Raw genomic sequence first — 22621 nt, forward strand, 5'->3', positions numbered from 1 at the left:
TTGCTAAACGGGAAGATATGTGGCGCGTTTTGGGTCATTGGGCCTCTTTCGGCGCGATGGGCAGCGAGAGGCGAAACACCGTGCGCCCCGGCACGCTATCGACCGCGATCCAGCCGTCATGGTCCGAAATGATCTTGCTGACCAAGGCAAGGCCAAGGCCCGTGCCATTCTCACGGCCCGAGACGAAGGGTTCGAACAGATCCTCGGCGATATCGGGGGCGATGCCGGGGCCGTCATCGATCACCTCGATCTGCAAGGGCACGGCCGCACCTGACCCGTCGCGGCGGCGCACCTTGAGGCTGAGTTCATAAAATGTCCGCAGCCGGATGGTGCCGCCTGCGCGCCCCGCTTCGGCCGCGTTCTTGATCAGGTTCAAAAACACCTGCTGCAACTGGTCGGGATCGGCCCAAGTGGGCGGCAGCGAGGGGTCATACTCATCCTCGATCCGCATATGGGCGGCAAAGCCGATGGCGGCCGATTTGCGCGCCCGATCAAGGATGTCGTGGATATTGATCGCGCGCCTGTCGGGGGGGCGCACATTGCCGAATTCTTCGACTTGGCTCAAAAGCTTGAGGATGCGGCGGGTCTCTTCGACGATCAGATCGGTCAATTCGCGATCCTCGCCCGATGCATTCATCGCGATCAACTGCGCCGCCCCGGTAATGCCCGCCAGCGGGTTCTTGATCTCATGGGCGAGCATTTCTGCCATGCCGATGGCCGATTTCGCGGCTGTCTTGGACGACATCGCCCGGTCAAGCCGCCCGGCCAATTCGCGGTTCTCCAAGAGCACCAGCACATGATCAGGCTTGTCGGCCAAAGGCGCGACCTGCACATCGCAAGAGACGGGCTTGCGGCTGCCCGTGCCGACATCGACGGCATTGACGAACAAAGGGGCGCTGGCCTCGCGCACGCGGGCAAAGGCCTCTTCCAGCGGTGCATCGACAAAAATCTTGTCCCAGACGGGATAACCCTCAAGCGCCTTTTTCGACGCATTGAGAAAGAGTTCAGCGGCAGGGTTCACGTCGAGGATGCAATTGCCGGCATCACAAATCACCGCCGGGATCGGCAGCGAGGCCCAAAGGCTTGTGGTCACTTTCGTCATGCCGCCGCCCTTTCCGGCGCATGGGCCAAGGCGTCGGGCAAATGCGCCAGCACCATATCCGGGCTTTTGGCGGTCAGAACGGCGCGGCGCAGATCAGCAGGTGTCAGCGCTTCATCCATATACCAGCCCAGATGCTTGCGCGCGACGCGCAGGCCCAGATCGCGGCCATAAAAGCCCAAGATCGCGGTGTAATGCGCCCCGATCATCTCGCACAGCGCCGCCCCTTGCGGGATCTGCGGCGCGGGCGTGCCGTAAAGTGCGGCGGCGATCTGGGCCAAGACCCACGGGCGACCCTGCGCACCGCGCCCCACCATCACGCCTTGCGCACCTGATTGCGCCAGCGCAAGGCGCGCGCTTGGCGCATCGATGATATCGCCATTGGCGATGACGGGGATCGTGACCGCGTCGCTGACCGCGCGGATCGCGGCCCAATCGGCCTGACCCTTGTAGAACTGACAGCGCGTGCGCCCGTGAATGGTGATCATCTGCACCCCTGCGCTTTCGGCGCGCGCAGCGATTTGGGGCGCGTTTCGCATCGCATCATCCCAGCCGAGCCTTGTCTTGAGCGTGACCGGCACCTTGACCGCCCCCACCACCGCCGCGATCAAGGACAGCGCATGGTCAGGATCGCGCATCAGCGCCGAGCCGGAATAGCCATTCGTCACCTTCTTGGCCGGACAGCCCATGTTGATATCGATGATGGCGGCACCTTGCGCCTCGGCAATGCGGGCGGCCTCGGCCATCCAATGGGCCTCGCGGCCAGCGATCTGCACCGCGGTGCGGCCCGCGTCATAGCCAAGCTCGGCGCGCGCGCGCACCGAAGGCTTGGCCATCACCATCTCTGCGCTTGCCACCATCTCGGATACCACGAGGCCCGCCCCAAAGCGCGCCACAAGATCACGAAAGGGCCGGTCCGTGATGCCCGCCATCGGCGCCAGCAAGACCGGCGGCGTAAGGGGCACATTCGCCAATTGAAAAGTCACGTGCTCAATCCTTGTGCACTCAGCCTTTGGGGTTAGGCCGATCCCCCCCGAAATTCAAAAGAAACTCTTGTAACATAACGTGGGGCGCGACGCCTAGCTGAAGCGAATGATTAAATTTTCATCGTTTAGATTAATTTTTATGCATTTACTGTGTACCGTTGTGCCGCGCGCGTCCAGAGAATATCACCCAAGCATGGTTGATCGGCTCGCATACCCACGCCCAAAGATCGCCGCGCTGATCGTCGCGGCGGGCAAAGGTGTGCGCGCGGGCGGCGGGGTGGCCAAGCAATGGCGTAAGATCGGCACCAAAACCATCGCGCAGCACACGCTTGATGCCTTTGACGCGCATCCCTTGGTCGACATGATCATGCTGGTGGTGGCCCCTGACAGCGACCCGGCCCTTTGGCCGCGCACCACGCGCAGCGATCTGGCGATTGCCAAAGGGGGGGCCACGCGCGCCGCCTCGGTCCTTGCGGGCCTTCACGCGCTGGAGGGTCAGGCCGATCTGGTCTTGATCCATGATGTGGCCCGCCCCGGCATTCCCGCCCATGTGATCGACGCGGTCATCACGGCGCTGTCCCGCCATCAGGGTGCGGCCCCTGCCCTGCCTGTCACCGATGCGCTCTGGCGCGGTGATGATCTGGTCACAGGCACGGTTGATCGTGAGGGGCTTTGGCGGGCGCAAACACCGCAGGGCTTTCACCTGAACGCGATCTTGGCCGCGCACCGCGCCCATAGTGGCGAGGCCGCCGATGATGTCGCGGTCGCGCGCGCCGCCGGGATTGATGTCGCCATCGTGCCGGGTGACGCCGCGAATATGAAGATCACAGGCCCCGGCGATTTCGCCCGCGCGGCCAAGATATTGGAGACAGGCCAGATGGATATCCGCACCGGGAACGGCTTTGATGTGCATGCTTTTGGGCCGGGCGATCATGTCATGCTCTGCGGTGTGGCCATTCCGCATGAGCGCGGGCTATTGGGCCATTCCGATGCCGATGTGGGGCTTCATACCGTCACCGATGCGATCTATGGCGCGCTGGCCATGGGCGATATCGGCACGCATTTCCCCCCCTCTGACCCGCAGTGGAAGGGGGCGGAAAGCCATATCTTCCTGACCCATGCGGTGGATATGGCCGCAAGCCAAGGCTTCACCATCACCCATGCGGACCTGACCCTGATCTGCGAGCGACCCAAGATCGGCCCGCATGCAGCCGCCATGCGCGCACGCCTTTCGGAGCTTTTGCGCATCGAGATCACCCGCGTCTCGGTCAAGGCGACGACGACCGAGCAGCTTGGCTTTACCGGGCGCGAGGAAGGTATCGCCGCCATGGCAACCGTCACGCTGGTGCGGCCATGATGCGCACCATCGCCACGCTTGGCCCCATCGGCCATCTGCGCCCCGGCCCCGGCACATGGGGCAGTGCGGCGGCGATCTTGCTGGCATGGGCAATCCATGCGCTTGGCGGTTTCGGGCTCTTTTTCGCAGCCACGCTTGCGGTGACGGGTTTGGGCTGGTGGGCCGTGTCCGAGGCGACGCGCGGCCAAGCCGACAAAGACCCGTCTGAGATCGTGATCGACGAGGTGGCGGGCCAATGGATCGCGCTTTGGCCCGTCTCATTGGGTGCGCAGATGGCGGGAACGGATTTCTGGGCGCTGTGGCCGGGCATTGTGACGGCCTTTATCGCCTTTCGCCTGTTCGATATCCTCAAGCCCGGCCCGGTCGGTTGGGCGGATCGGCAAGAGGGTGCCTTTGGCGTCATGGCCGATGATGTGATCGCGGGTTGGCTGGCGGCGATGGTGGTGGCGGTCTTGGCCGTGATCGCGCATCTGCCGATGGGCGGGTCATGACCGCCGCCGATGTGCTTTCTGCGCTGCGCCATCGCGGTTGGCGTCTGGCCACGGCCGAAAGCTGCACCGGCGGGCTGATCGCCGCCGCGCTGACCGAGGTGGCCGGTGCATCGGATGTGTTTGACCGTGGTTTTGTGACCTATTCCAACGCGGCCAAGATCGACATGCTGGGCGTGCGGGCGGCCACGCTCGCCGCCCATGGCGCGGTCTCTGAGGCCGTCGCCGCTGAAATGGCCGCAGGTGCGCTTGCGCGCGCGGATGCCCAGATCGCGATGTCCGTGACCGGCATCGCTGGCCCCGGCGGGTCGGACCACAAGCCCGAGGGGCGGGTGTGTTTCGGGCTGGCCTATGGCGACGCGGTGCTGACCGAGACGCGCGAGTTCGGCGCATTGGGGCGCAGCAATGTGCGCGCGGCTGCGGTTACGCATGGCTTGGCGATGCTGATGGCTGCGTGTTTCGCGCGGCCGTGATCGGCGCTTCACGTTTCGCCCAAATCAGATGCAACTACACCCGTTGACCGCCTAACTTTCAGGCGCTTTATGAATTGCCCAGTTTCTTTGCACCCTTTCGCCCGGTTGCCGCTTTTTCTTGCAAGCAAGACGCGCTTTGCAGCGCGCGAACACAGGGACATCTTGCGGAAGGGACAATCCGAGATGAACGGAGCGGATACAGCATGGATCATCGTCGCCACGGCGCTGGTCCTATTCATGACATTGCCGGGGCTGGCACTGTTTTACGGCGGGCTGGTGCGGGCGCGCAACGTGCTGAGCGTGTTTCTACACTGCTACGCGATTGCCTGCGTGATGAGCATTCTTTGGCTGGCCTTGGGCTATTCCATCGCCTTTGGCCCCGGCGAAAGCGGGCTTTGGGGTGGGCTTGATCGCGCCTTCCTGAACGGGGTCACGACAGATAGCCTGTCGGGCAGCCTGCCCGAGGTGTTGTTTTTCGCCTTTCAGATGACCTTTGCCATCATCACGCCTGCGCTGATCGTGGGCGCATATGTGGAACGTGTGGGCTTTGGCTTTGTATTATTGTTCTCAGCGCTTTGGATGCTGATCTGCTACGCCCCTGTGGTGCATTGGATCTGGGGCGGCGGCATCTTGGCCGATGGCGGTATCTTGGGCGAGACCGGCGTGCGCGATTTCGCGGGCGGCATCGTGGTGCATGAAACCGCAGGTCTGGCCGCGCTCGTTTTGGCGGTTTTCCTTGGTGCCCGGCGCAACCAGACGACACCGCCGCATAACCCCGGCATGGTGATGATCGGGGCGGCGATGCTGTGGGTCGGCTGGTTCGGCTTTAACGGCGGCAGCCAGTTGGCCGCCGATGGCGGGGCCGCCATGGCGATCACGGTCACGCATATCTCGGCTGCTGCCGCATCGCTCAGCTGGGGTCTGTGGGAGCAGGTGAAATACGGCAAGGTCAGCCTTGTGGGCGTTGTCACCGGCACCATCGCGGGGCTTGCCTCGATCACGCCTGCCTCGGGCTTTGTCGGCCCGGTCGCGGCGCTGATCATCGGCGGGATCGCGGGCATCTTGTGCCAGGAAGCGGTGGGGCTGATCCGCAACAAGCTGCGCATTGATGACACGCTCGATGTCTTTGCCGTGCATGGCGTGGGCGGCATTTTCGGCACCATCATGATCGCCGTTTTCGGCCAAGGTGCATGGGTCGCGCAACTAGGCGGGCTGGCCATCGTGGGGCTTTACACGGTCATCGTCACCGTCGTTTTGATCAAGCTGGTCGGCGCCATCACACCGCTGCGCGTGGATGAAGAGACCGAGCAAGGCGGGCTTGATCTGGCCGTGCATGGCGAGCGGGCCTACGACATCTCGTCCTGAGGGCGACCCCATCGCGCGACATGATCGCCGCCCCACCTTTCGGTGTGGGCGGCGATCTTTTGACACCGCCTGCGCAACGCGATAGGGTTCGGCGTAAGATGGCGGCAGGTCATATCGCGAGCTGAGAACAGGCAAGTCAATGACCGAGTTACCCGAGTATTATTTCCGTGTGCGTGAAACCGGTGCCGTGGTGTTCCACATCTCGACCAATAACAAGCACCGCCGCATCGAGATGGACGAGATCGCCACCGTCAATATCCGCAACGGCAATATCCGCCCCCATGGTGAGCGGGTGCTCAACGCCGATGAAACTTCCATCATCACGGAATGGATCGCGGCGCGGCGCGCGGTGCTGGCAGAGCGCGATATCGACGATATCCACCGCGCGGTCGATTACCTCAACCTGACAACACAATGGGCGCAATCGCGCGCAACGGCTGCCGATCTTGAGGAGGTGACGGATCGCTTGCTCTTAGCGATGCATGATCTGCGCAGTGTCTTGGTGCGCAAAAAGACCGAGCGGATCATGAACGACGATGCCACCCCGATGATCGAAGAAAGCCAAGCCTGAGATGGCGGGACTATTGAACAAAGCCGATCTTTTGGCTGCAATGGCCGCCCATGTGCGCCATGTCGGTTTGGCCGGTGCCAGCCTGCGGCCCTTGGCGCGCGCGGCGGGCACCTCTGATCGGATGCTGATCTATCACTTTGGCAACAAGGCCAATCTGATCGAGGCGCTGCTTGCACGTTTGGCCGATGAGATGCTGGGGGCAATGAACGCGATCTTGCCCGACGCACCCGCGGCCAGTGAAGCGGATCTGATCGGCGAGATCATCGCGCTTTACCGCACGCCGACCTTTCAACCCTATCGTCGCATCTGGTTTGACATCTTGTCGGCCACGATGGGCGACAAACCCGTGCATGGCGCGGTGGCACATCGCATCTTGGTGGGTCAGGTGGCATGGATCGCCGCCCGACTGCCTGTTGGCACGCAAAACCCGACCGCGCAGGCCAAAGCGATGCTGGCCGTGATCCAAGGCGCGTTGGTGCTTGATCTGGTGGGGATGCACCGTGCCGCCAATCTTGGGATTGATCTGGCCTATCCGCCACGCTGAAACCGGCTGAGGATCGACATATTCTTGCGCGGTCCCTGCACCTGCCAGCTTTGGGTCCAAAGGGGCCATTGGCTGAAATCGTAACGCACATCATAAATATCGGGGTCGCAGTAATGGCGGTCCGACAGATGGTCGGGGCCAAGCCTGTGAAAGGGTCGCCCATCGTCGAAGAAAACGACAAGCCCTTCCCCGTCAGCCTGCCAAAGATAGCGGCGATGCGCCTGCATCGGGGGGGCATCGGCGTAGTGCAAAAGGCCGCTCTCTTCTTGGCGCAGGCCATCTGTCCTCAGGCCACCAGTGGCACTGGCCGACAAAGCGCCCCTCGCGCCCGCCCAGATGGTCGATGATCCGGCGTGTGAGCATCCACTGCCCGGCCAGATCGGCCAAAGTGATCATCCCATCCGTCATCTTGCGCCACAGCTTGCCTTGTTCCCGCACCTTATGCCGCCTATGAGAGCGCCACGCATGCAAGAAAGGCAAGGTCACGCCCATGATCCCCCGTTATTCCCGCCCCGAAATGGTCGCCCTCTGGGAGCCCGCCACCAAGTTCCGCATCTGGTTCGAGATCGAGGCCCATGCCTGTGACGCGATGGCAGAGCTGGGCGTGATCCCCAAGGCCAATGCCGAGGCTGTTTGGAAAGCACGCGATGTGGAATTCAACGTGGCGCGTATCGACGAGATCGAGGCGGTCACAAAGCATGATGTCATCGCCTTTCTGACCCATCTGGCCGAGATCGTGGGGGCCGATGAGGCGCGGTTTGTCCATCAGGGCATGACGTCTTCGGATGTGCTGGATACGACCTTCAATATCCAGCTTGCGCGGGCGAGCGATCTGCTCCTCGCTGATCTCGATCAGCTCCTCGCCGCCCTCAAGCGGCGCGCGATGGAACATAAGATGACCATGCGCATCGGGCGCAGCCATGGCATCCATGCCGAACCCGTGACCATGGGGCTGACCTTCGCCCGTTTCTATGCCGAGATGGCGCGCAATCGGAACCGTCTGGAAAAGGCCCGCTGGGAGATTGCCACAGGTGCGATTTCAGGCGCTGTCGGCACATTTGCCAATATCGATCCGCGCGTCGAGGCCCATGTTTGCGACAAGCTGGGCCTGCGCCCCGAGCCCATTTCAACGCAGGTGATCCCGCGCGACCGGCACGCGATGTTCTTTGCCACGCTGGGCGTCATCGCCAGTTCCATCGAGAATATCGCGATCGAGATCCGCCATATGCAGCGCACCGAGGTGTTGGAGGCCGAGGAGTTCTTTTCCGCCGGTCAAAAGGGCTCGTCCGCGATGCCGCATAAGCGCAACCCCGTTCTGACCGAGAACCTGACGGGGCTGGCGCGCATGGTGCGCGCGGCCGTGGTGCCCGCGATGGAGAATGTGGCGCTGTGGCATGAGCGCGATATCTCGCACAGTTCGGTTGAGCGAATGATCGGCCCTGATGCCACGATCACGCTCGATTTCGCGCTCGCGCGTCTGACAAGCGTGATCGACAAGCTGGTGATCTATCCCGACAACATGCTTGCCAATATGAACAAGTTCCGCGGGCTGGTGCATTCGCAGCGCGTGCTTTTGGCGCTGACGCAAGCCGGTGTCAGCCGCGAGGACAGCTATCGCCTTGTGCAGCGCAACGCGATGAAGGTCTGGGAGGAAGGCCGCGATTTCCAAACCGAGCTTTTGGCTGACCCGGAAGTGACCGCCGCACTCAGCCCCGCGCAGATCGCCGAGAAATTCGATCTGGCCTATCACACCAAGCATGTGGACACGATCTTTGCCCGGGTTTTCAGCGAAAACTGAACAAACGACGCCTTGCAGGGTCTTGTTTTCATGCAGCAATAAAAGAACTTTTGGCATTACGGCCAAGGTCATTGTTTTTCGACCGCGCCGTGCTACCATTTCAATTGCAACCATGACGACCAGACCGCAGCAGAAACGGGAGACGTGACATGCGTATCAAGACCCTCCTGGCCGCCTTTGTCCTGATGGCCGTGCCGGGCTTTGCCTATGCCGAATGTTCTTGGGGACGCGCTCATGAAGTGACCATGAGCTGTTCCGAAGGCACGACTTGGGATGCCGCGTCCCAAAGCTGCGTGACCTCAGCGACAAGCTGAGCGCAAACGCCGCCAGACCAGCAGCATCAGCGCGCGCCGGCTTTGCCCGGCGCGCGTTCTGCTTTGTAGGGTTTCACGAAAGCGTCACTTGCCACCCCGATCGCGCGACCCACTTTCCCCGTTCATCATTGCAAAAGAGGCGAGGGAACATGCGCGGGTTTTATGTCGGGGCTGTGATGCTTTTGGGCGTGGCCAATATGGCGGCCGCCGTGGGGATGGACGATGACGCGCCCCCGACGCCGACGCAGACAACGACCATCTGCCCCGATGGGCAGGTCTGGGATATCGATGCGGCCGAATGTGTGCCGATTGATGAGACGGGCCTTGTCACTGATCCGGCCAGCTTGATCGGTGTCGCACGCGAACTGGCCTATGCCGGGCGCCATAGCGATGCGCTGGCGCTTTTGGCACGCGCACCTGACCAAGATGACACGATGGTGCAAACATATTTGGGCTATTCGCTGCGCAGCATGGGCGACATGGCGCGCGGGCTTGATCATTACGGGCGCGCCTTGGCGCTTGATCCTGACAATCTCTTGGCGCGATCCTATCTGGGCATGGCGCATCTGACCCGCGGCAAACCCGAAGAGGCCGCCGTGCAACTGGCCGAGATCCGGGCGCGCGGCGGTGCGGGGCGTTGGCCAGAGCGCGCCTTGGCCGCGGCCATCGCGCAGGGCGCGACCACGGGCTATGATTATTGAGCAGGGCTTTGTGACCGCGGCAATTCGCAACAAATCCGCGACGTATCGCGCCCTTCCGTCAGCGCGCCGTTAACACCCCTACCTGATCCTCGCCCTTGGGTGTGTAACAAGGGAACGGGTGGGGTATGAGCCTGCATCATGATTGGGATATCGCGGCCGAGGCATCGATGCGGGTGGTCACCCCCCCTGCCCGGCTGAGTGCAAAGCAAAAGGCCGCCGTGATCGTGCGGTTGTTGTTGACGCAGAACCTTTCGCCGGGGATTGCGCGGTTGCACCCGCAACTTCAGGCCGATCTGGCCCGCACCATGGCACAGCTTGGCCCGGTCAACCGCGCAACCCTTGCGCAGGTGGTGCAAGACTTTACCGCCGAACTCGATGCGATGGCGCTGATCGCCCCACATGGGCTGTCGGCGGCGCTATCGCTGTTGGAGCCGCATCTCTCCCCGCAAGCGCGCGACGGCCTGCGCGCCGAGGCTGAGGCGGGTGATCAGACCGACCCTTGGGCGCGGCTAAACACGGTCGAGGTTGCGCGGCTGGCCCCGCTCCTGATGTCCGAAAGCGCCGAGGTGGGGGCGATCTTGCTGTCCAAGCTTGGCGTGGCCAAGGCGGCGGGGCTATTGGCCGAGCTGCCCGCCGACCGCGCCGAGATGATCGCCCATGCCATGGCGCTGACAGCCACGGTGACACCCGCCATGGTGGCGCGGATCGGTGATCACCTGCTTGGGCAATTGCGCGCAGCACCCCAAAGCTCGTTTCGTGCAAGCCCCGTTGACCGGGTCGGCGCGATCCTCAATGCCGTCAATGCAGGTCTGCGCGACACGCTTTTGGGCGGGCTGGAGATGCGCGATGCGCAATTCGCCACTGAGGTGCGGCGCGCGATCTTTACCTTTCAGCATATCCCCAAGCGGGTCGAACCCGCCGATGTGCCCAAGATCTTGCGCCGGGTCGATGGCAACACCGTCACGCGCGCCATCGCCGCAGGGATGGAATCGGCCAAGATCACGGTTGAATTCTTGCTGGAGAACATGTCGCGCCGCTTGGCCGAACAGATCCGTGGCGAGGCCGAGAATATGGGCAAGATCCGCCCTGATGAGGGTGAGGCCGCGATGGGGGCCATCGTCTTTGCCATCCGCAACCTCGAGGAAGAGGGGGAGATACGCCTGATCCCGCCCGAGGATTGAGGCGTTCAGCCTGCGTTTGACCCGTAAAGCGCCTGCGCGCGCGCCTCAAACGCGCGCACGATCCGCTGCATCGCCTCTTGAAAAAACAGCCCCGCCGCCCCTTGCAAGATCTTGTTGCGAAACTCGAAATCCACGGCAAAGCGCACATCGCAGCCCGGCCCACCATCGGCGGGGGGCGCGAATTCCCAATTCGAAATCATGTGCTTGAAGGGGCCATCGACATATTCGGTATCGATGCGGCGCGGCCCTTCCCACAAGGTGACGCGGCTTAAGAACCGCTCGCGGAACATTTTGAAACCAACGACCAGATCGGCCAGCATCACCGCGTGATCGCCCTCGGGCGTGACCGAGCGCACGCGCGCGGCACTGATCCAGGGGATGAATTGCGGGTAATGCGCGACATCGGCCACCAGCGCATACATCTGGTCAGGGCTATAGGGCAGCCTGCGGGTTTCGGAATGGGTCGGCATGTGCGCCTTTCGCCTTTCGCCTGAACCCTCCATGTCCTAAAATGGGCGCCGGAAATCAAGGGGTTCAGGCCGGGATGGCCGGGGGGCATTATGGCGCAGTCGTCAAGCGGGCCAAACACCACACCGCGCTATGAGGTGGTGCAGATGATTTCGGCCAAATCCATCGCCGCAAGGATCGAGGATCTGGCCCGCGAGATCGAGGCGGTGTTTTCCGGCACCGACAAGCTTGTTGTGGTGGGCTTGCTACGCGGCAGCTTCGTTTTCATCGCCGATCTGGTGCGCGAGCTGAACCTGCCCGTCGAGGTCGATTTTCTTGAAGCGTCAAGCTATGGCAATGCCATGCAATCAAGCCGCGAGGTGCGCATCCTCAAGGATCTGCGCGGCGAAATCGCAGGGCGCGATGTGCTGGTGGTCGAGGATATCGTCGATACGGGCCACACGCTTCATCATGTGATCAACCTGTTGAAATCAAAAGGGCCTGCGCGGATGAAGACCATCGCGCTCTTGGATAAGCCGACCCGGCGCGAGGTTGAGATCCGCGCCGATTGGACGGGCTTTGAGATCCCCGATGAATTCGTCGTGGGCTACGGCATCGACTATGCGCAGCGCAACCGCAACCTGCCCTATATCGGCAAGGTCCGGATGTTGGATGATCACGCCTGATGCCCCCATTCTTGATCCGGATGTTGCTCTGGGTGCGTAACCCGCCATCGCGCAATCAGCAGATCGCGATTGCCGTGATCTGCGGTATTGGTCTGTCGATGGCGGCAGTTGAGTATTTTCTCGGCTGGCCCGCATGGCTACGCGCCGAGCGGGTGCCGCATGGGCCACGGTTGATCCTGCCCTGACATATGCCGCCCTGTGCGGTTTTTCTGACCCGCCCCTGCGCTTGGTAACAAAAGCATCATTTGACCCTTGGGCCAATGAGCCTAGCCTATAGGGTGACGACCCGCTCCGTGAACCCTTGAGAGAGTATCGCATATGAACACCCGTAGCATGATCGCCGCCATCGCCGCCGTGGCTGGCATTGCCATCACCACCACCGCAACCTTTGCGCAAGATGTGCCCGCCGCCGTGGGCGCGCGTCAGGGCCAGTTCAAGCTTATGGCGCTGAATGTCGGCGTTTTGGGCAATATGGCACGCGGCAACACCGCCTATGACGCAACGCAAGCCTCGGCTGCGGCGGCCAATCTGGTTGCCATCTCGATGCTGGACCAATCCTTTCACTGGCCCGAAGGCACCGATGAGATGAGCATCGAGGGCACCCGCGCCCTGCCTGCGATCTGGGAAAACCTGCCCGATGTCGTGATGAAGTGGCAGGCCTTTGGCGCGGCCGCCACGGGTCTTGCAGCCGAGGCGGGCAATGGGCTTGACGCGATGCGCACGGCCCTTGGCCCGGTGGGCGGCACCTGTGGCGCGTGCCACGATGCCTACCGCGCGCCGCAGTAAGTCTTGGCGCGATCAGGGCGCGCGCTTTTGCGCCCTGATCCGCACCGCAAGATGCGCCTTATCCTGATCTCATTGGCCGCCATGGGCGCGATCGCCATTGGCGGGGCATGGCTTGCCACACAGCCCGCGACGCTATCACAAGGCGCATTGGCGGGGCTGACGGGCGATCCCGTGGCGGGTGAGGCCGTGTTTTGGGCGGCTGGCTGCGCCTCGTGCCATGCGGGTGCAGATGCGAGGGGTGAGGCACGGCTGATCTTGGCGGGTGGACAGCGCTTTGCCTCGGATTTCGGGACATTCGTCGCCCCCAATATCTCCATGCATCCCGAGCAGGGCATTGGGCGTTGGACGCAAGCTGAGTTCATCACCGCCCTACAGCATGGCACCAGCCCCGATGGGCGGCATTATTACCCGGCCTTTCCCTATACCGCTTATCGCTTGGCCAAGGCGCAAGATCTGGTCGATCTTTGGGCGTTCTGGCAAGGGCTCCCGTCATCTGACACCCCCAGCCTGCCGCATGAGATCGGCTTTCCCTTCAACATCCGGCGCGCGGTCGGCGCGTGGAACCTTTTGAACCTGCAAGATGATTTCGTAATCACCGGCGATCTGACCGAAGCGCAAGCGCGTGGCCGCTATCTGGCCGAGGCGCTCGCGCATTGCGCCGAATGTCACACGCCGCGCAACGCTTTGGGCGGGCTTGATCGGAACCGCATGGATGGCGGGGGCGCCCAACCCATCCGGCACGGGCGTGATACCGGCCCTGACGCCGGACAAGCTGACATGGTCGCAGGCCGAGATCGCGGCCTATCTCAACGACGGCTTCACCCCCGATTTCGACAGCGCGGGCGGGCATATGGTGTCGGTCATCGCCAACATGGCGATGCTGCCCGAGGCCGACAGGCTGGCCATCGCCGCCTATCTCAAGGCACTGCCGCCGGTGGTGGAGTAACCCCTACCCTCGCCCCAGCTTGGCCAGCCGCGCATCGCGCAGCCGCGCGAAATCATCGCCTGCGTGATAAGATGACCGGGTGAGCGGCGTGGCGGACACCATCAAGAAGCCCTTGCCATAGGCGGCTTTTTCATAGGCCGCAAATTCATCAGGATGCACGAAGCGGTCGATGGCGTGGTGTTTCGGCGTGGGTTGCAGATATTGCCCGATGGTCAGGAAATCGACATCGGCCGCGCGCATGTCATCCATCACTTGCAAGACGGATTGGCGATCCTCGCCCAAGCCCACCATGATGCCCGATTTGGTGAACATGCCCGGATCAAGCTCTTTCACGCGCTGCAACAGGCGCAAGGAGTGGAAATAGCGCGCGCCGGGGCGCACCTCGGGGTATAAGCCCGGCACGGTTTCAAGGTTGTGATTGAAGACATCGGGGCGTGCTTCGACCACGGTTTCCAGAACGCTTGGCGCGCATTTCAGGAAATCGGGGGTCAAGATCTCGATCGTGGTCTCGGGGGCGCGTTTGCGGATCGCGCGGATAGTCATCGCGAAATGCTCGGCCCCGCCATCATCCAGATCATCGCGGTCCACCGATGTGATCACCACATGGCTCAGCCCAAGCTTGGCCACCGCGTCACCCACACGCCCCGGCTCGAACAGGTCGAGCGCCTTGGGCTTGCCGGTGGCGACATTGCAAAAGGTGCAGCCGCGCGTGCAGATCTCGCCCATGATCATCATGGTGGCGTGGCCTTGGCTCCAGCATTCACCGACGTTGGGACAGCCCGCCTCTTCGCAGACTGTCACCAGCTTGTTCTCGCGGATGATCCGGCTTGTGTCCTGATAGCCCTTGCCGCTAGGGGCCTTGACCCTGATCCAATCGGGTTTCTTGGGCTGGGCATTGTCGGGACGATGCGCCTTTTCGGGGTGGCGCTGGTCGGGGATCTTCAGATCGCGCATTGGGTGGGCCTCGTTCCTCCGGATGGGGCTTGTTTACCCCATCCGGACCCTTTGCACATGACATTTTTCGACAAGCCGATTTGCGCCGGGCGCAAGTCATTCGCGCAGCGCCGGGACAAAGCCGTGGCGCTCCGCGTAATGGGCCAGCAAGCGTTGCAGGCCGATTTTCAGAACGATCTTGCCCGAGCGCGCCGACCAGCCAAGCCGTTTCTCGGCCGATTCGAGCCCTTCGAGAAAGCAACAGACGCGCAAGACAACATCGGCCAATCCCGGCCCCAGATCGTCAAGCGCGTCCGAGACGCGCGCGCGTGCGGCGCGCGGCCCCTCGGCCAGACCGCTATCGTTGAGAAAGCCGCCACGGTCGCCCCCGGTCAGGAAACGGTCCCAATTCTGGCCAACGCGCGGGCCCATCTGGGCGCGCTCGAAATCCTCGCGCAGCTTTTCGCCGGCCTGCACCAGCGCGGGGCTGAGGAATGGCTGCCCATCGGGGCCCTTGCGCCGCCCCAATATCGCAAGCGGTGATTCGGCAAGGTTGACGCGTAGCTTGCGGCTTTTGCCGCCTTCGGTCACGCGGGCCACGCCCCAAACCGCATGTTGGGCCTGAAAGGGGGTCGCGGCCTCGGCAAAGCCAAGGGCGGCTTGGCGGCGGCGACGATCCTCGTCAAGCAAGCGGCGCAGCGCGGCCTTGCCTGCGGCGGTGATGGTATAACGCGCGATGCGGCCCGCCTTGAGACAGGAAATCCAATCCTTCACCAAAAAGGCTTGTGCCACGCTGCGATCCACCACGGCGGTGCGGGTTTGTTCGCCATCCGGGCCGGGGCGCAGCACCACGGCACGATCAAGGTCTTGCGCCACGGCAAGCACGGCGTCGGTTTCACATAGACGCCGCAAGATGCGGCGCGCCTCGCGGGCGATGGTTCCTTCATCGCCTTGGGGCGATCTGAAAGGGGCGGTCATGGTCGTTGGCTCCTCTGCATGGGTCTGGGTCTGGTGCAGTTGCGCCACCTCTGCGCCAAGCAAACGCAGAGCTTCGTCGAAAAGCGGATCGTCTCGACGGTCTTCGATACGACGGATCCGGCGGCAAATCGTTGAGGGAGCCTCGCCCGTCACACGCGCGATCTCGCGCAGCGATTGACCGGCGGCGGTATGGGCAAGGTATTGGCGTGTGGGTTCAGATAGCCAATCAGCAAGATGCAGCACAGCGCAGCAGTGATCAGGCAAAATTCGGCCGGTTCCGGCAATCGCCGAAGTCATAACACACCCCTACTCGTTACAAGGCAACGTCGGAAGGATTTGGGCGAATTGATTACTGAATGGTTAAATTCTGTGGATAATCGCGAATTTGTTGCCAAATCGTAAACGGATAGCAGCCAGCGCGCGGTGGATAAGCCTGTGAGCAACACCATGCGCGCCGGGGTCAGCATGGTCTTTGGGTTTTTGCTCCCAAGGAGGCTGACACGTGACCGAATTGACCAAGACACTCGCCGCCATGCTGCGCCCGCGCCTGTTGATCACAGCGGCGCGCATGGCGGCGCTGACGCATGATGCGCAACGCCGCGCCAAGCGCCGCCCTGTTGCCGTCTTGCTGGCAGAAGAAGACAAGCTCAACACCGCGCGCCTTGGCGATGGCTTGGGCTATTCCCCCAGCCGCCATGTCGCGGTGATGAGCGCGCTGTTATGCGCGGCCCGCAATCAAGCAGGCGCGCGCTAGCCCTTACATGAAGGCGTCAGGCATCGAGGCTTTCTTTTGGGCCATATAGGCCTTGAGCGCTTCGTCGATGGCGGGATCAAGATAGGGCTGCTGGTAGTCGCCCAGCATCTTGTCAAGCTTGACGGCGGCCAGCGCCTCGGTCGAGCGGCCCCCCTCTTCGGACCATGTCTCGTAGGGTTTGTAGTCCAGCACGCCGGTACGCCAAAAGGCAGCCGCATAGTTTTCTTGCGTATGCGCGCAGCCCAAGTAATGCCCGCCCGGCCCCACCTCGCGGATGGCACCCATGGCTTGGGCATTCTCGTCATAGGCCACGCCTTCGGCCAGCTTGTGCAAAATGCCAAGCTGGTCGGCATCCATGACGAATTTCTCGGGGCTGGCGACAAGCCCGCCTTCAAGCCAGCCACAGGCATGCAGCATGAAATTCACACCCGACAAAAGCGCCGAGTTCAGCGAATTGGCGGTTTCATAAGCCGCCTGCGCATCGGGCAGCTTCGAGCCGGTGAACGACCCGCCCGAGCGATAGGGCAGGTTCAGACGCCGCGCGAGTTGGCCCGCGCCATAGGTGATCTGGCTGGCCTCAGGCGTGCCAAAGGTGGGCGCGCCGGAATTCATGTCGATCGAGGTGACGAAGGCCCCGAAAATCACCGGTGAGCCCGCGCGCACAAGCTGGCTATAAGCCACGCCTGCCAGCACTTCGGCCAGCACTTGCGTCAGCGTGCCCGTGACAGACACGGGCGCCATCGCACCGCCCACGATAAAGGGCGAGATGATGCTGGCTTGGCCTGCCGCGGCATAAACCTCGAGCGCGCCCATCATGGTGGCGTCAAAGGTCAAGGGCGAGTTGATATTGATCAGCGAGGTCATGACGCAGTTCTGATCAACGACATCAGACCCGAACAAAATGCGCGACATCTCGACCGAATCGGCCGCACGCACGGGTTCAGTGACCGAGCCCATATAGGGTTTGTCGCTCAGCGACATATGCGCATAAAGCATGTCGAGATGGCGCTTGTTGACCGGGATATCGGTCGGCTCGCAAATCGTGCCGCCCGAATGATGCAGCCATTTCGACATATAGCCCAGTTTCACGAACATCTCGAAATCGGCCATGGTGGCGTAGCGTCGACCACCCTCGCGGTCGCGCACAAAGGGGGGGCCATAGACCGGTGCTAAGACCAGCGTGTTGCCGCCAATCTCGACATTGCGCGCGGGGTTGCGCGCGATCTGGGTGAACCGCGACGGGGCTGTCGCGATCAATTTGCGCGCAAGCCCACGGGGGATATGCACCCGCTCGCCGCGCACATCGGCACCTGCCGCGCGCCAGCGATCAAGCGCTGCGGGGTTCTCGACGAAATTGACGCCGATCTCTTCTAGGATGGTTTCGGCATTATATTCGATGATCTCGATCGCCTCGGCGTTCAGGATCTCAAAATTGGGGATATTGCGCTCGATAAAGCGCGCGGTCTCGAAGCTGACCGCCGAACGCGAGGCGCGCCGCGCCGCGCCGCCACCACCGCGTACCCGCCGTGCCGCTGTCTGTTCTTCTACCGACATATCCCAAAGTCCCCCTCATGAGGTGATGATGCGCTCTCCTACCGCGATGCGCGCGCGGCGAGGGCGGATTGCGGCACCTCGCGCGGGAAAGCGACATGGGGGCTGCATCCCGCCCCCCGGTGGGCTTGCAAGGATCGCCGCCGGGGCATAATGCACTGCCCATGAGCACGCATGCCGCCCCCGCCCCGCACGACCATGACCGCCTGCTGATCATCGATTTCGGCAGCCAGGTGACGCAACTGATCGCCCGCCGCCTGCGCGAGCTCAAGGTCTATTGCGAAATCCACCCCTATCAAAACGTCACCGACGCCTTTCTGGACGATTTCGCGCCCAAGGCGGTGATCTTTTCGGGCGGCCCAGATAGCGTCACGCGCGATGGCTCACCGCGCCCGCCTGCCTCGGTCTATGCGCGCGGCCTGCCCATTTTGGGCATCTGCTATGGCCAGCAGGTGATGATGCAAGATCTGGGCGGCAAGGTTGAGGCAGGCGAACATGCCACCGCCGAGTTTGGCCGCGCCTTTGTCACGCCAGCGGGTGACACGGCGGATTTCCTCAAGGGCTGGTTTACGGACGGCGGGCGCGAGCAGGTCTGGATGAGCCATGGCGACCATGTCTCGGCCATTGCACCCGGTTTTGAGGTCTTTGGGACATCGCCCGGCGCGCCCTTTGCCATCACCGCCGATCTCGCGCGCCGCTTTTTCGCCGTGCAGTTCCACCCCGAGGTGCATCACACCCCCAATGGCGCAAAGCTTTACGAGAACTTCGTGCGTATGGCGGGGTTCAAGGGCGATTGGACCATGGGCGCCTACCGCGAAGAGGCGATTGCGCGCATCCGCGAACAGGTGGGCGATGCGCGTGTCATCTGTGGCCTGTCGGGCGGGGTCGATTCATCGGTCGCGGCCGTGTTGATTCATGAGGCGATTGGCGATCAGCTGACCTGCGTCTTTGTCGATCACGGGCTGTTGCGCCAAGACGAGGCCGAACAGGTCGTCACCATGTTCCGCGATCACTACAACATGCCGCTGATCCATGCCGAAGAAAGCGAACGGTTCTTGAGCGCGCTTGAGGGTGTTTCCGACCCAGAGGTCAAGCGTAAAACCATCGGTAAGCTTTTCATCGATGTGTTCCAGCATTACGCGGATGGAATCGAGGGGGCGGCGTTTTTGGCGCAAGGCACGCTTTACCCCGATGTCATCGAGTCCGTCAGCTTTTCGGGCGGGCCATCGGTTACGATCAAATCGCACCATAATGTCGGCGGCCTACCTGAAAAGATGGGGCTAAAGCTGGTCGAGCCGCTGCGCGAACTCTTCAAGGACGAGGTGCGCGCGCTTGGCCGTGAGCTTGGCCTGCCCGATCAATTCATTGGCCGCCACCCCTTCCCCGGCCCCGGCCTTGCCATCCGCTGCCCCGGCGAGATCACGCGCGAGAAACTCGATATCTTGCGCAAGGCTGATGCGGTGTTCATCGACCAGATCCGCCGCCACGGGCTATATGATGAGATCTGGCAAGCTTTCGTCGCGATCTTGCCCGTGCGCACGGTGGGCGTGATGGGCGATGGGCGGACCTATGATTTCGCCTGCGCGCTGCGCGCGGTCACATCGGTCGATGGGATGACTGCGGATTACTACCCGTTCAGCCATGAGTTCTTGGGCGAAACCGCCACGCGGATCATCAACGAGGTCAAGGGGATCAACCGCGTGACCTATGACATCACCTCGAAGCCCCCCGGGACGATCGAGTGGGAATAGCGCAAATCGGTCGATTGATCCGTGCGGGCCTGCTGCTATGGGCGGCGGGGCTTGTCGCGATCTTGCTTTGGACCTTTCTTTGGCCGATGGATCGCCCCCTGCCCCAAGGGGATGCGATTATCTGCTTGGGGGCTGGTGTCGATACCGCCGGGCGGATCGATCAGGCCAGCACCAAGCGCGCGGAGGCTTGCGCGGAACTGGCGCGTGCGGGTGCCGCGCCCATCGTGGTGTTCTCCGGCGGGCCAAGGCGGGCTGGCCTGCCCACGGCGGCGGTCGGCATGGCCGATGTCGCAAATGCGGCCGGCATGGGCGGGGCCTTGGTTCTACTGGAAGATGCCTCTTACTCGACGCTGCACAATGCGCTTTATAGCCTTGAGATGGTCGCGCCCACAGCGCGGTTGATCCTTGTGACCGAGGCGTTTCATCTGCCCCGCTCTTGGGCATCCTTCAGGGTAATGGGCGCAAGCGATCTGGTGCTTTACCCCTCTGAACGGCTGCGCCGCAGCGCGCGTGGCTATGGATGGGGGATGATCTTGCGCGAAAGCCTTGCGATCTGGTTCAACATCGCACGCTACAGCGCGTGGCGCATCGGCGGCGCTTTGGGTATCGACGCGACCACGCGTGCGACTTGGCTGCATTAAAGAAAAAACGCCTTAGCGGTAGGCGTGAAGCCGCCCCTCGGTGCTGACGACAAGCAGCGTGTCGCCCACAACGATGGGATGGGAAGCCGCACCGCCGCGCAGATCGAGCGTGCCGACCATCTCGCCGCTTTCGGGTGCAAACATCCGGATCAGCCCATCGCCCGAGGCGATGATCAGCCGCCCACCGGCCAAGATCGGGCCGTAATGGGTGAACACGGCCTTGCGGCGGCGTTCGCGATTGGCCTCGAACAGCGGCAATTCCGTGCCCCAGATCCGTGCGCCAGTGCCCGCATCAAGGCGGATCAGCTCATTGCGGTCCGAGACGAAAAAGACGCTGTCGCCCGCGGCCAGAACGGGAGAATAAGCCCCCTCTCGCGCCTGCCACAGCCGCGCGCCTGTGCGCGCATTCATCGCCACGACCCGCCCCGATTGGTTGCCCGCATAAACCGTGCCGCCCACGACCACGGGATCGGCGGTGATATCGTTCAGCGTGGCATAGGCCGTTCCCAGACGCCCACCCGCAACAAAGGAGGACCAGAGCGTCACGCCCGTCGCCGGAAAGCTCGCCACGATCTCGCCCGAAGGAAAAGGCAGAAAGACCCGGCCATCGGCCACGGCGGGGGCAGCGCCGCCCACCAGCACCGAGGGCGCATCGGTCGAGGGGATAGTCCACCGCAGCCGCCCATCAGCGGCGGAAATCGCCCAAGCCTCAGAGTTGCGGCCCACGACATAGATCACATCATCTGCGATGATCGGCGCGCCCAAGACGGTGCCAAGGCGTTGACGCCATTGGATCGCGCCGTTGCTGGCATCGACCGACAAGACCTCGCCATAAGGGGTGGTCACGACAAGCTGCCCGCCCGCCAACGCCAGACCACCGCCCGAGGCGTTCCCGCCACGGTCAAAATCGGGCACCAAGCTGATGGTCCAGAGCGCGCCACCCGTTGCCAAATCGGTGGCTTGCACCTGCCCGCCCGCGTCAATGGTGAAAACCGCGCTTGCATTGGCCACGGGATCGGTCGCGATGCGGTTGCGGCGCGTGTTGCCTTGCCCGATATCGGCGGTCCAAACCGCCACCGGCGAGGCCGACAATGCGGCATGGGGCAAGCGGTTGGCCGCGTCAAAGCCACGGCTGGGCCAAGCATCAAGACGGCTGGCCACGGGAAGCGTTATGGGACGGGACACATCGGCCATCGCGACATCAGAGGCGGCGGCGCGGCCATCTTCGCCCGGAACGCTTGCAGCCAAGGGGGTGCGCGTGTCGAAGCGTTCGCCCGGCAAGACCCGCTCACGCTCGCAGCCTGCGACGATCACCATCGCACAAAGACCAAGCGCCAAGCCGATTTTGCGTTCCATTCCCGCTTTGCCCTTCGGTCCGGTCATACCCCCGGCCTTCCTGTTATGCCGCCCTTGCGCGGCGGTCGTCACGGTTGCGCGCTGGGCGCGGTATCGATCAGGCTTGCGCCCGCCTCAATGGCCACAATCAACTGCGCGGCGCGTTCTTGCAAGCCCGGCGTCGCGGCGGCGTTGCGCGCGATTAGCTGAAGCCGCTCGACTGCTGCCGCTGTATCACCGCCGCGCAGATCGAGAAGTGCCAGCTGTTCCTCGGCCAACATTGCATAAGGTGCGCCGGGTGCAGCCAGCACATCAAAGATCATCCGTGCGGCGGTCGGCTCTGAGGGCGCCAGTAATTCAGCCTTGAGCACGGCCAGATCGCGGTAGCGCCGGGGTAAATTGCCCGCCTCGGCGGCGGCGCGCAGACCTGCGGCCACATCGGCTGCATCGGCGGCACCCGGCGCGGTTTCTGCGGCGGCCAAAAGGGCCAGCAAGATCTGTGCTTCAGCATTGTCGGCTGCGATGGCCGAGAGCGCGGCCACACGCGCGCGCGCATCACTACCATCAAGCGCCACCAACAGCGCATCGCCAAAGGCTTGCGCTTTGGCGCGCTCTTGCGCGCGGGAATACTCGAACCAAGCAGCCGTTGCGACGATGCCGATCACCACCAGAACCGCAAGCCAGCCCCAACGGCGAAACAGCGCGAAAAGCCGATCGCGGCGGACCTCTTCGGTCACCTCATCGATGAAACTGTCGGTATTCGACATTTGCCCCCGCGCCCCCGGTCACTGCACTGCGTGCTGCGTCTTAGCCCGACGGCCCCCATGGCCGCAAGACCTGCAGCGCCTTGGCCACAGCGGGATTTCTAAACAGTACGGTTCAGTCTTGCGCGGCGGTGCAGAAAAAACTAATCTGAACCGGTCGGTTTAGCGTATC

General features: G+C 62.9%; 26 protein-coding genes. 17 read left to right on the forward strand and 9 right to left on the reverse strand.

The window, feature by feature from the left end; translation table 11 throughout:
* Positions 1 to 34: 34 nt before the first annotated feature.
* Entirely contained in the window at positions 35 to 1102 is a 1068-nt protein-coding gene (locus tag KG698_RS02265; RefSeq protein WP_213683923.1) for an ATP-binding protein, read from the reverse strand.
* Positions 1099 to 2085, reverse strand: a complete 987-nt coding sequence (gene dusB, locus KG698_RS02270) for a tRNA dihydrouridine synthase DusB (RefSeq protein ID WP_213683924.1) — start codon at positions 2083 to 2085, stop codon at positions 1099 to 1101. The genes KG698_RS02265 and dusB overlap by 4 nt, the downstream gene beginning before the upstream one ends.
* A 193-nt stretch (positions 2086 to 2278) precedes the next feature.
* Here dusB and KG698_RS02275 point away from each other — a divergent pair, with 193 nt between their 5' ends.
* From KG698_RS02275 to KG698_RS02300, 6 genes are all read left to right on the forward strand, one after another.
* On the forward strand, positions 2279 to 3442 hold the full coding sequence (locus KG698_RS02275; RefSeq protein WP_213683925.1) for a bifunctional 2-C-methyl-D-erythritol 4-phosphate cytidylyltransferase/2-C-methyl-D-erythritol 2,4-cyclodiphosphate synthase: 1164 nt from the start codon (positions 2279 to 2281) through the stop codon (positions 3440 to 3442).
* Complete coding sequence (locus KG698_RS02280; protein ID WP_213683926.1) at positions 3439 to 3933, forward strand: phosphatidylglycerophosphatase A; 495 nt, start codon at positions 3439 to 3441, stop codon at positions 3931 to 3933. Before KG698_RS02275 ends, KG698_RS02280 begins: the two co-directional genes overlap by 4 nt.
* Positions 3930 to 4403, forward strand: a complete 474-nt coding sequence (locus KG698_RS02285; protein WP_213683927.1) for a CinA family protein — start codon at positions 3930 to 3932, stop codon at positions 4401 to 4403. The genes KG698_RS02280 and KG698_RS02285 overlap by 4 nt, the downstream gene beginning before the upstream one ends.
* A gap of 183 nt (positions 4404 to 4586) precedes the next feature.
* A complete protein-coding gene (locus tag KG698_RS02290) occupies positions 4587 to 5768 on the forward strand; it encodes an ammonium transporter (RefSeq protein ID WP_213683928.1) in 1182 nt (393 codons plus the stop codon).
* A gap of 139 nt (positions 5769 to 5907) precedes the next feature.
* Complete coding sequence (locus KG698_RS02295) at positions 5908 to 6339, forward strand: hypothetical protein (protein ID WP_213683929.1); 432 nt, start codon at positions 5908 to 5910, stop codon at positions 6337 to 6339.
* A gap of 1 nt (position 6340) precedes the next feature.
* Complete coding sequence (locus KG698_RS02300) at positions 6341 to 6883, forward strand: TetR/AcrR family transcriptional regulator (RefSeq protein ID WP_213683930.1); 543 nt, start codon at positions 6341 to 6343, stop codon at positions 6881 to 6883.
* Here the strand turns inward: KG698_RS02300 and KG698_RS02305 are convergent.
* The gene (locus tag KG698_RS02305) at positions 6868 to 7197 is read right to left on the reverse strand and encodes a DUF6314 family protein (RefSeq protein WP_213683931.1); all 330 of its coding nucleotides are present in this window, start codon (positions 7195 to 7197) and stop codon (positions 6868 to 6870) included. The genes KG698_RS02300 and KG698_RS02305 overlap by 16 nt on opposite strands.
* A 176-nt stretch (positions 7198 to 7373) precedes the next feature.
* Between KG698_RS02305 and purB the strand changes: the two genes are divergently transcribed.
* From purB to KG698_RS02325, 4 genes are all read left to right on the forward strand, one after another.
* Entirely contained in the window at positions 7374 to 8681 is a 1308-nt protein-coding gene (gene purB, locus KG698_RS02310) for an adenylosuccinate lyase (RefSeq protein ID WP_213683932.1), read from the forward strand.
* A gap of 149 nt (positions 8682 to 8830) precedes the next feature.
* Positions 8831 to 8995, forward strand: a complete 165-nt coding sequence (locus tag KG698_RS02315; RefSeq protein WP_300982818.1) for a carbohydrate-binding module family 14 protein — start codon at positions 8831 to 8833, stop codon at positions 8993 to 8995.
* A 149-nt stretch (positions 8996 to 9144) separates the two neighbouring features.
* Complete coding sequence (locus KG698_RS02320) at positions 9145 to 9696, forward strand: tetratricopeptide repeat protein (protein ID WP_213683933.1); 552 nt, start codon at positions 9145 to 9147, stop codon at positions 9694 to 9696.
* A 125-nt stretch (positions 9697 to 9821) separates the two neighbouring features.
* A complete protein-coding gene (locus KG698_RS02325) occupies positions 9822 to 10877 on the forward strand; it encodes a FliG C-terminal domain-containing protein (RefSeq protein WP_213683934.1) in 1056 nt (351 codons plus the stop codon).
* 5 nt (positions 10878 to 10882) lie between these two features.
* Here KG698_RS02325 and KG698_RS02330 read toward each other — a convergent pair whose 3' ends face one another.
* Positions 10883 to 11347, reverse strand: coding sequence for a type II toxin-antitoxin system RatA family toxin (locus KG698_RS02330; RefSeq protein WP_213683935.1), 465 nt, complete (start codon positions 11345 to 11347; stop codon positions 10883 to 10885).
* Between the two features lie 90 nt (positions 11348 to 11437).
* On the opposite strand from KG698_RS02330, the gene hpt reads away from it, so the two are divergent.
* From hpt to KG698_RS02350, 4 genes are all read left to right on the forward strand, one after another.
* Complete coding sequence (gene hpt, locus KG698_RS02335) at positions 11438 to 12010, forward strand: hypoxanthine phosphoribosyltransferase (RefSeq protein WP_213683936.1); 573 nt, start codon at positions 11438 to 11440, stop codon at positions 12008 to 12010.
* Positions 12010 to 12195 (forward strand): hypothetical protein, encoded by a 186-nt coding sequence (locus KG698_RS02340; protein ID WP_213683937.1) that lies wholly within the window; start codon positions 12010 to 12012, stop codon positions 12193 to 12195. The genes hpt and KG698_RS02340 overlap by 1 nt, the downstream gene beginning before the upstream one ends.
* A gap of 133 nt (positions 12196 to 12328) precedes the next feature.
* Positions 12329 to 12796 (forward strand): cytochrome c, encoded by a 468-nt coding sequence (locus KG698_RS02345; RefSeq protein WP_300982819.1) that lies wholly within the window; start codon positions 12329 to 12331, stop codon positions 12794 to 12796.
* A 51-nt stretch (positions 12797 to 12847) separates the two neighbouring features.
* Positions 12848 to 13825: a c-type cytochrome gene (locus tag KG698_RS02350; RefSeq protein WP_367114019.1), complete on the forward strand. Its 978-nt coding sequence runs from the start codon at positions 12848 to 12850 to the stop codon at positions 13823 to 13825.
* Here the strand turns inward: KG698_RS02350 and lipA are convergent.
* Positions 13746 to 14696, reverse strand: coding sequence for a lipoyl synthase (lipA, locus tag KG698_RS02355; protein WP_213683938.1), 951 nt, complete (start codon positions 14694 to 14696; stop codon positions 13746 to 13748). The genes KG698_RS02350 and lipA overlap by 80 nt on opposite strands.
* Before the next feature lie 96 nt (positions 14697 to 14792).
* Entirely contained in the window at positions 14793 to 15950 is a 1158-nt protein-coding gene (locus tag KG698_RS02360; protein WP_300982820.1) for a DUF6456 domain-containing protein, read from the reverse strand.
* A 205-nt stretch (positions 15951 to 16155) separates the two neighbouring features.
* On the opposite strand from KG698_RS02360, the gene KG698_RS02365 reads away from it, so the two are divergent.
* Positions 16156 to 16407, forward strand: coding sequence for a DUF6477 family protein (locus tag KG698_RS02365; RefSeq protein ID WP_213683939.1), 252 nt, complete (start codon positions 16156 to 16158; stop codon positions 16405 to 16407).
* A 3-nt stretch (positions 16408 to 16410) separates the two neighbouring features.
* Here the strand turns inward: KG698_RS02365 and KG698_RS02370 are convergent, their stop codons facing one another.
* Positions 16411 to 17961, reverse strand: a complete 1551-nt coding sequence (locus KG698_RS02370; RefSeq protein ID WP_213683940.1) for a trimethylamine methyltransferase family protein — start codon at positions 17959 to 17961, stop codon at positions 16411 to 16413.
* Between the two features lie 161 nt (positions 17962 to 18122).
* Between KG698_RS02370 and guaA the strand changes: the two genes are divergently transcribed.
* Together guaA and KG698_RS02380 are read left to right on the forward strand one after the other, a co-directional pair.
* The gene (guaA, locus tag KG698_RS02375; protein WP_213683941.1) at positions 18123 to 19709 is read left to right on the forward strand and encodes a glutamine-hydrolyzing GMP synthase; all 1587 of its coding nucleotides are present in this window, start codon (positions 18123 to 18125) and stop codon (positions 19707 to 19709) included.
* Positions 19700 to 20350, forward strand: a complete 651-nt coding sequence (locus KG698_RS02380; RefSeq protein WP_213683942.1) for an ElyC/SanA/YdcF family protein — start codon at positions 19700 to 19702, stop codon at positions 20348 to 20350. The genes guaA and KG698_RS02380 overlap by 10 nt, the downstream gene beginning before the upstream one ends.
* Before the next feature lie 12 nt (positions 20351 to 20362).
* On the opposite strand, the gene KG698_RS02385 is transcribed toward KG698_RS02380, so the two are convergent.
* On the reverse strand, positions 20363 to 21706 hold the full coding sequence (locus tag KG698_RS02385) for a PQQ-binding-like beta-propeller repeat protein (protein WP_213683943.1): 1344 nt from the start codon (positions 21704 to 21706) through the stop codon (positions 20363 to 20365).
* Between the two features lie 68 nt (positions 21707 to 21774).
* Positions 21775 to 22452: a hypothetical protein gene (locus tag KG698_RS02390; RefSeq protein ID WP_213683944.1), complete on the reverse strand. Its 678-nt coding sequence runs from the start codon at positions 22450 to 22452 to the stop codon at positions 21775 to 21777.
* Between the last annotated feature and the right edge of the window lie 169 nt (positions 22453 to 22621).

It is taken from the genome of Roseicyclus sp. (genome assembly GCF_018402035.1).
GTDB lineage: Bacteria > Pseudomonadota > Alphaproteobacteria > Rhodobacterales > Rhodobacteraceae > Roseicyclus.

Coding starts and splice junctions, on each gene's coding strand:
- KG698_RS02265 (WP_213683923.1), bottom strand. CDS start 1,102: ATGACGAAAGTGACCACAAGCCTTTGGGCCTCGCTGCCGATCCCGGCG.
- KG698_RS02275 (WP_213683925.1), top strand. CDS start 2,279: ATGGTTGATCGGCTCGCATACCCACGCCCAAAGATCGCCGCGCTGATC.
- KG698_RS02280 (WP_213683926.1), top strand. CDS start 3,439: ATGATGCGCACCATCGCCACGCTTGGCCCCATCGGCCATCTGCGCCCC.
- KG698_RS02285 (WP_213683927.1), top strand. CDS start 3,930: ATGACCGCCGCCGATGTGCTTTCTGCGCTGCGCCATCGCGGTTGGCGT.
- KG698_RS02290 (WP_213683928.1), top strand. CDS start 4,587: ATGAACGGAGCGGATACAGCATGGATCATCGTCGCCACGGCGCTGGTC.
- KG698_RS02295 (WP_213683929.1), top strand. CDS start 5,908: ATGACCGAGTTACCCGAGTATTATTTCCGTGTGCGTGAAACCGGTGCC.
- KG698_RS02300 (WP_213683930.1), top strand. CDS start 6,341: ATGGCGGGACTATTGAACAAAGCCGATCTTTTGGCTGCAATGGCCGCC.
- purB (WP_213683932.1), top strand. CDS start 7,374: ATGATCCCCCGTTATTCCCGCCCCGAAATGGTCGCCCTCTGGGAGCCC.
- KG698_RS02315 (WP_300982818.1), top strand. CDS start 8,831: ATGCGTATCAAGACCCTCCTGGCCGCCTTTGTCCTGATGGCCGTGCCG.
- KG698_RS02320 (WP_213683933.1), top strand. CDS start 9,145: ATGCGCGGGTTTTATGTCGGGGCTGTGATGCTTTTGGGCGTGGCCAAT.
- KG698_RS02325 (WP_213683934.1), top strand. CDS start 9,822: ATGAGCCTGCATCATGATTGGGATATCGCGGCCGAGGCATCGATGCGG.
- KG698_RS02330 (WP_213683935.1), bottom strand. CDS start 11,347: ATGCCGACCCATTCCGAAACCCGCAGGCTGCCCTATAGCCCTGACCAG.
- hpt (WP_213683936.1), top strand. CDS start 11,438: ATGGCGCAGTCGTCAAGCGGGCCAAACACCACACCGCGCTATGAGGTG.
- KG698_RS02340 (WP_213683937.1), top strand. CDS start 12,010: ATGCCCCCATTCTTGATCCGGATGTTGCTCTGGGTGCGTAACCCGCCA.
- KG698_RS02345 (WP_300982819.1), top strand. CDS start 12,329: ATGAACACCCGTAGCATGATCGCCGCCATCGCCGCCGTGGCTGGCATT.
- KG698_RS02350 (WP_367114019.1), top strand. CDS start 12,848: ATGCGCCTTATCCTGATCTCATTGGCCGCCATGGGCGCGATCGCCATT.
- lipA (WP_213683938.1), bottom strand. CDS start 14,696: ATGCGCGATCTGAAGATCCCCGACCAGCGCCACCCCGAAAAGGCGCAT.
- KG698_RS02360 (WP_300982820.1), bottom strand. CDS start 15,950: ATGACTTCGGCGATTGCCGGAACCGGCCGAATTTTGCCTGATCACTGC.
- KG698_RS02370 (WP_213683940.1), bottom strand. CDS start 17,961: ATGTCGGTAGAAGAACAGACAGCGGCACGGCGGGTACGCGGTGGTGGC.
- guaA (WP_213683941.1), top strand. CDS start 18,123: ATGAGCACGCATGCCGCCCCCGCCCCGCACGACCATGACCGCCTGCTG.
- KG698_RS02385 (WP_213683943.1), bottom strand. CDS start 21,706: ATGGAACGCAAAATCGGCTTGGCGCTTGGTCTTTGTGCGATGGTGATC.
- KG698_RS02390 (WP_213683944.1), bottom strand. CDS start 22,452: ATGTCGAATACCGACAGTTTCATCGATGAGGTGACCGAAGAGGTCCGC.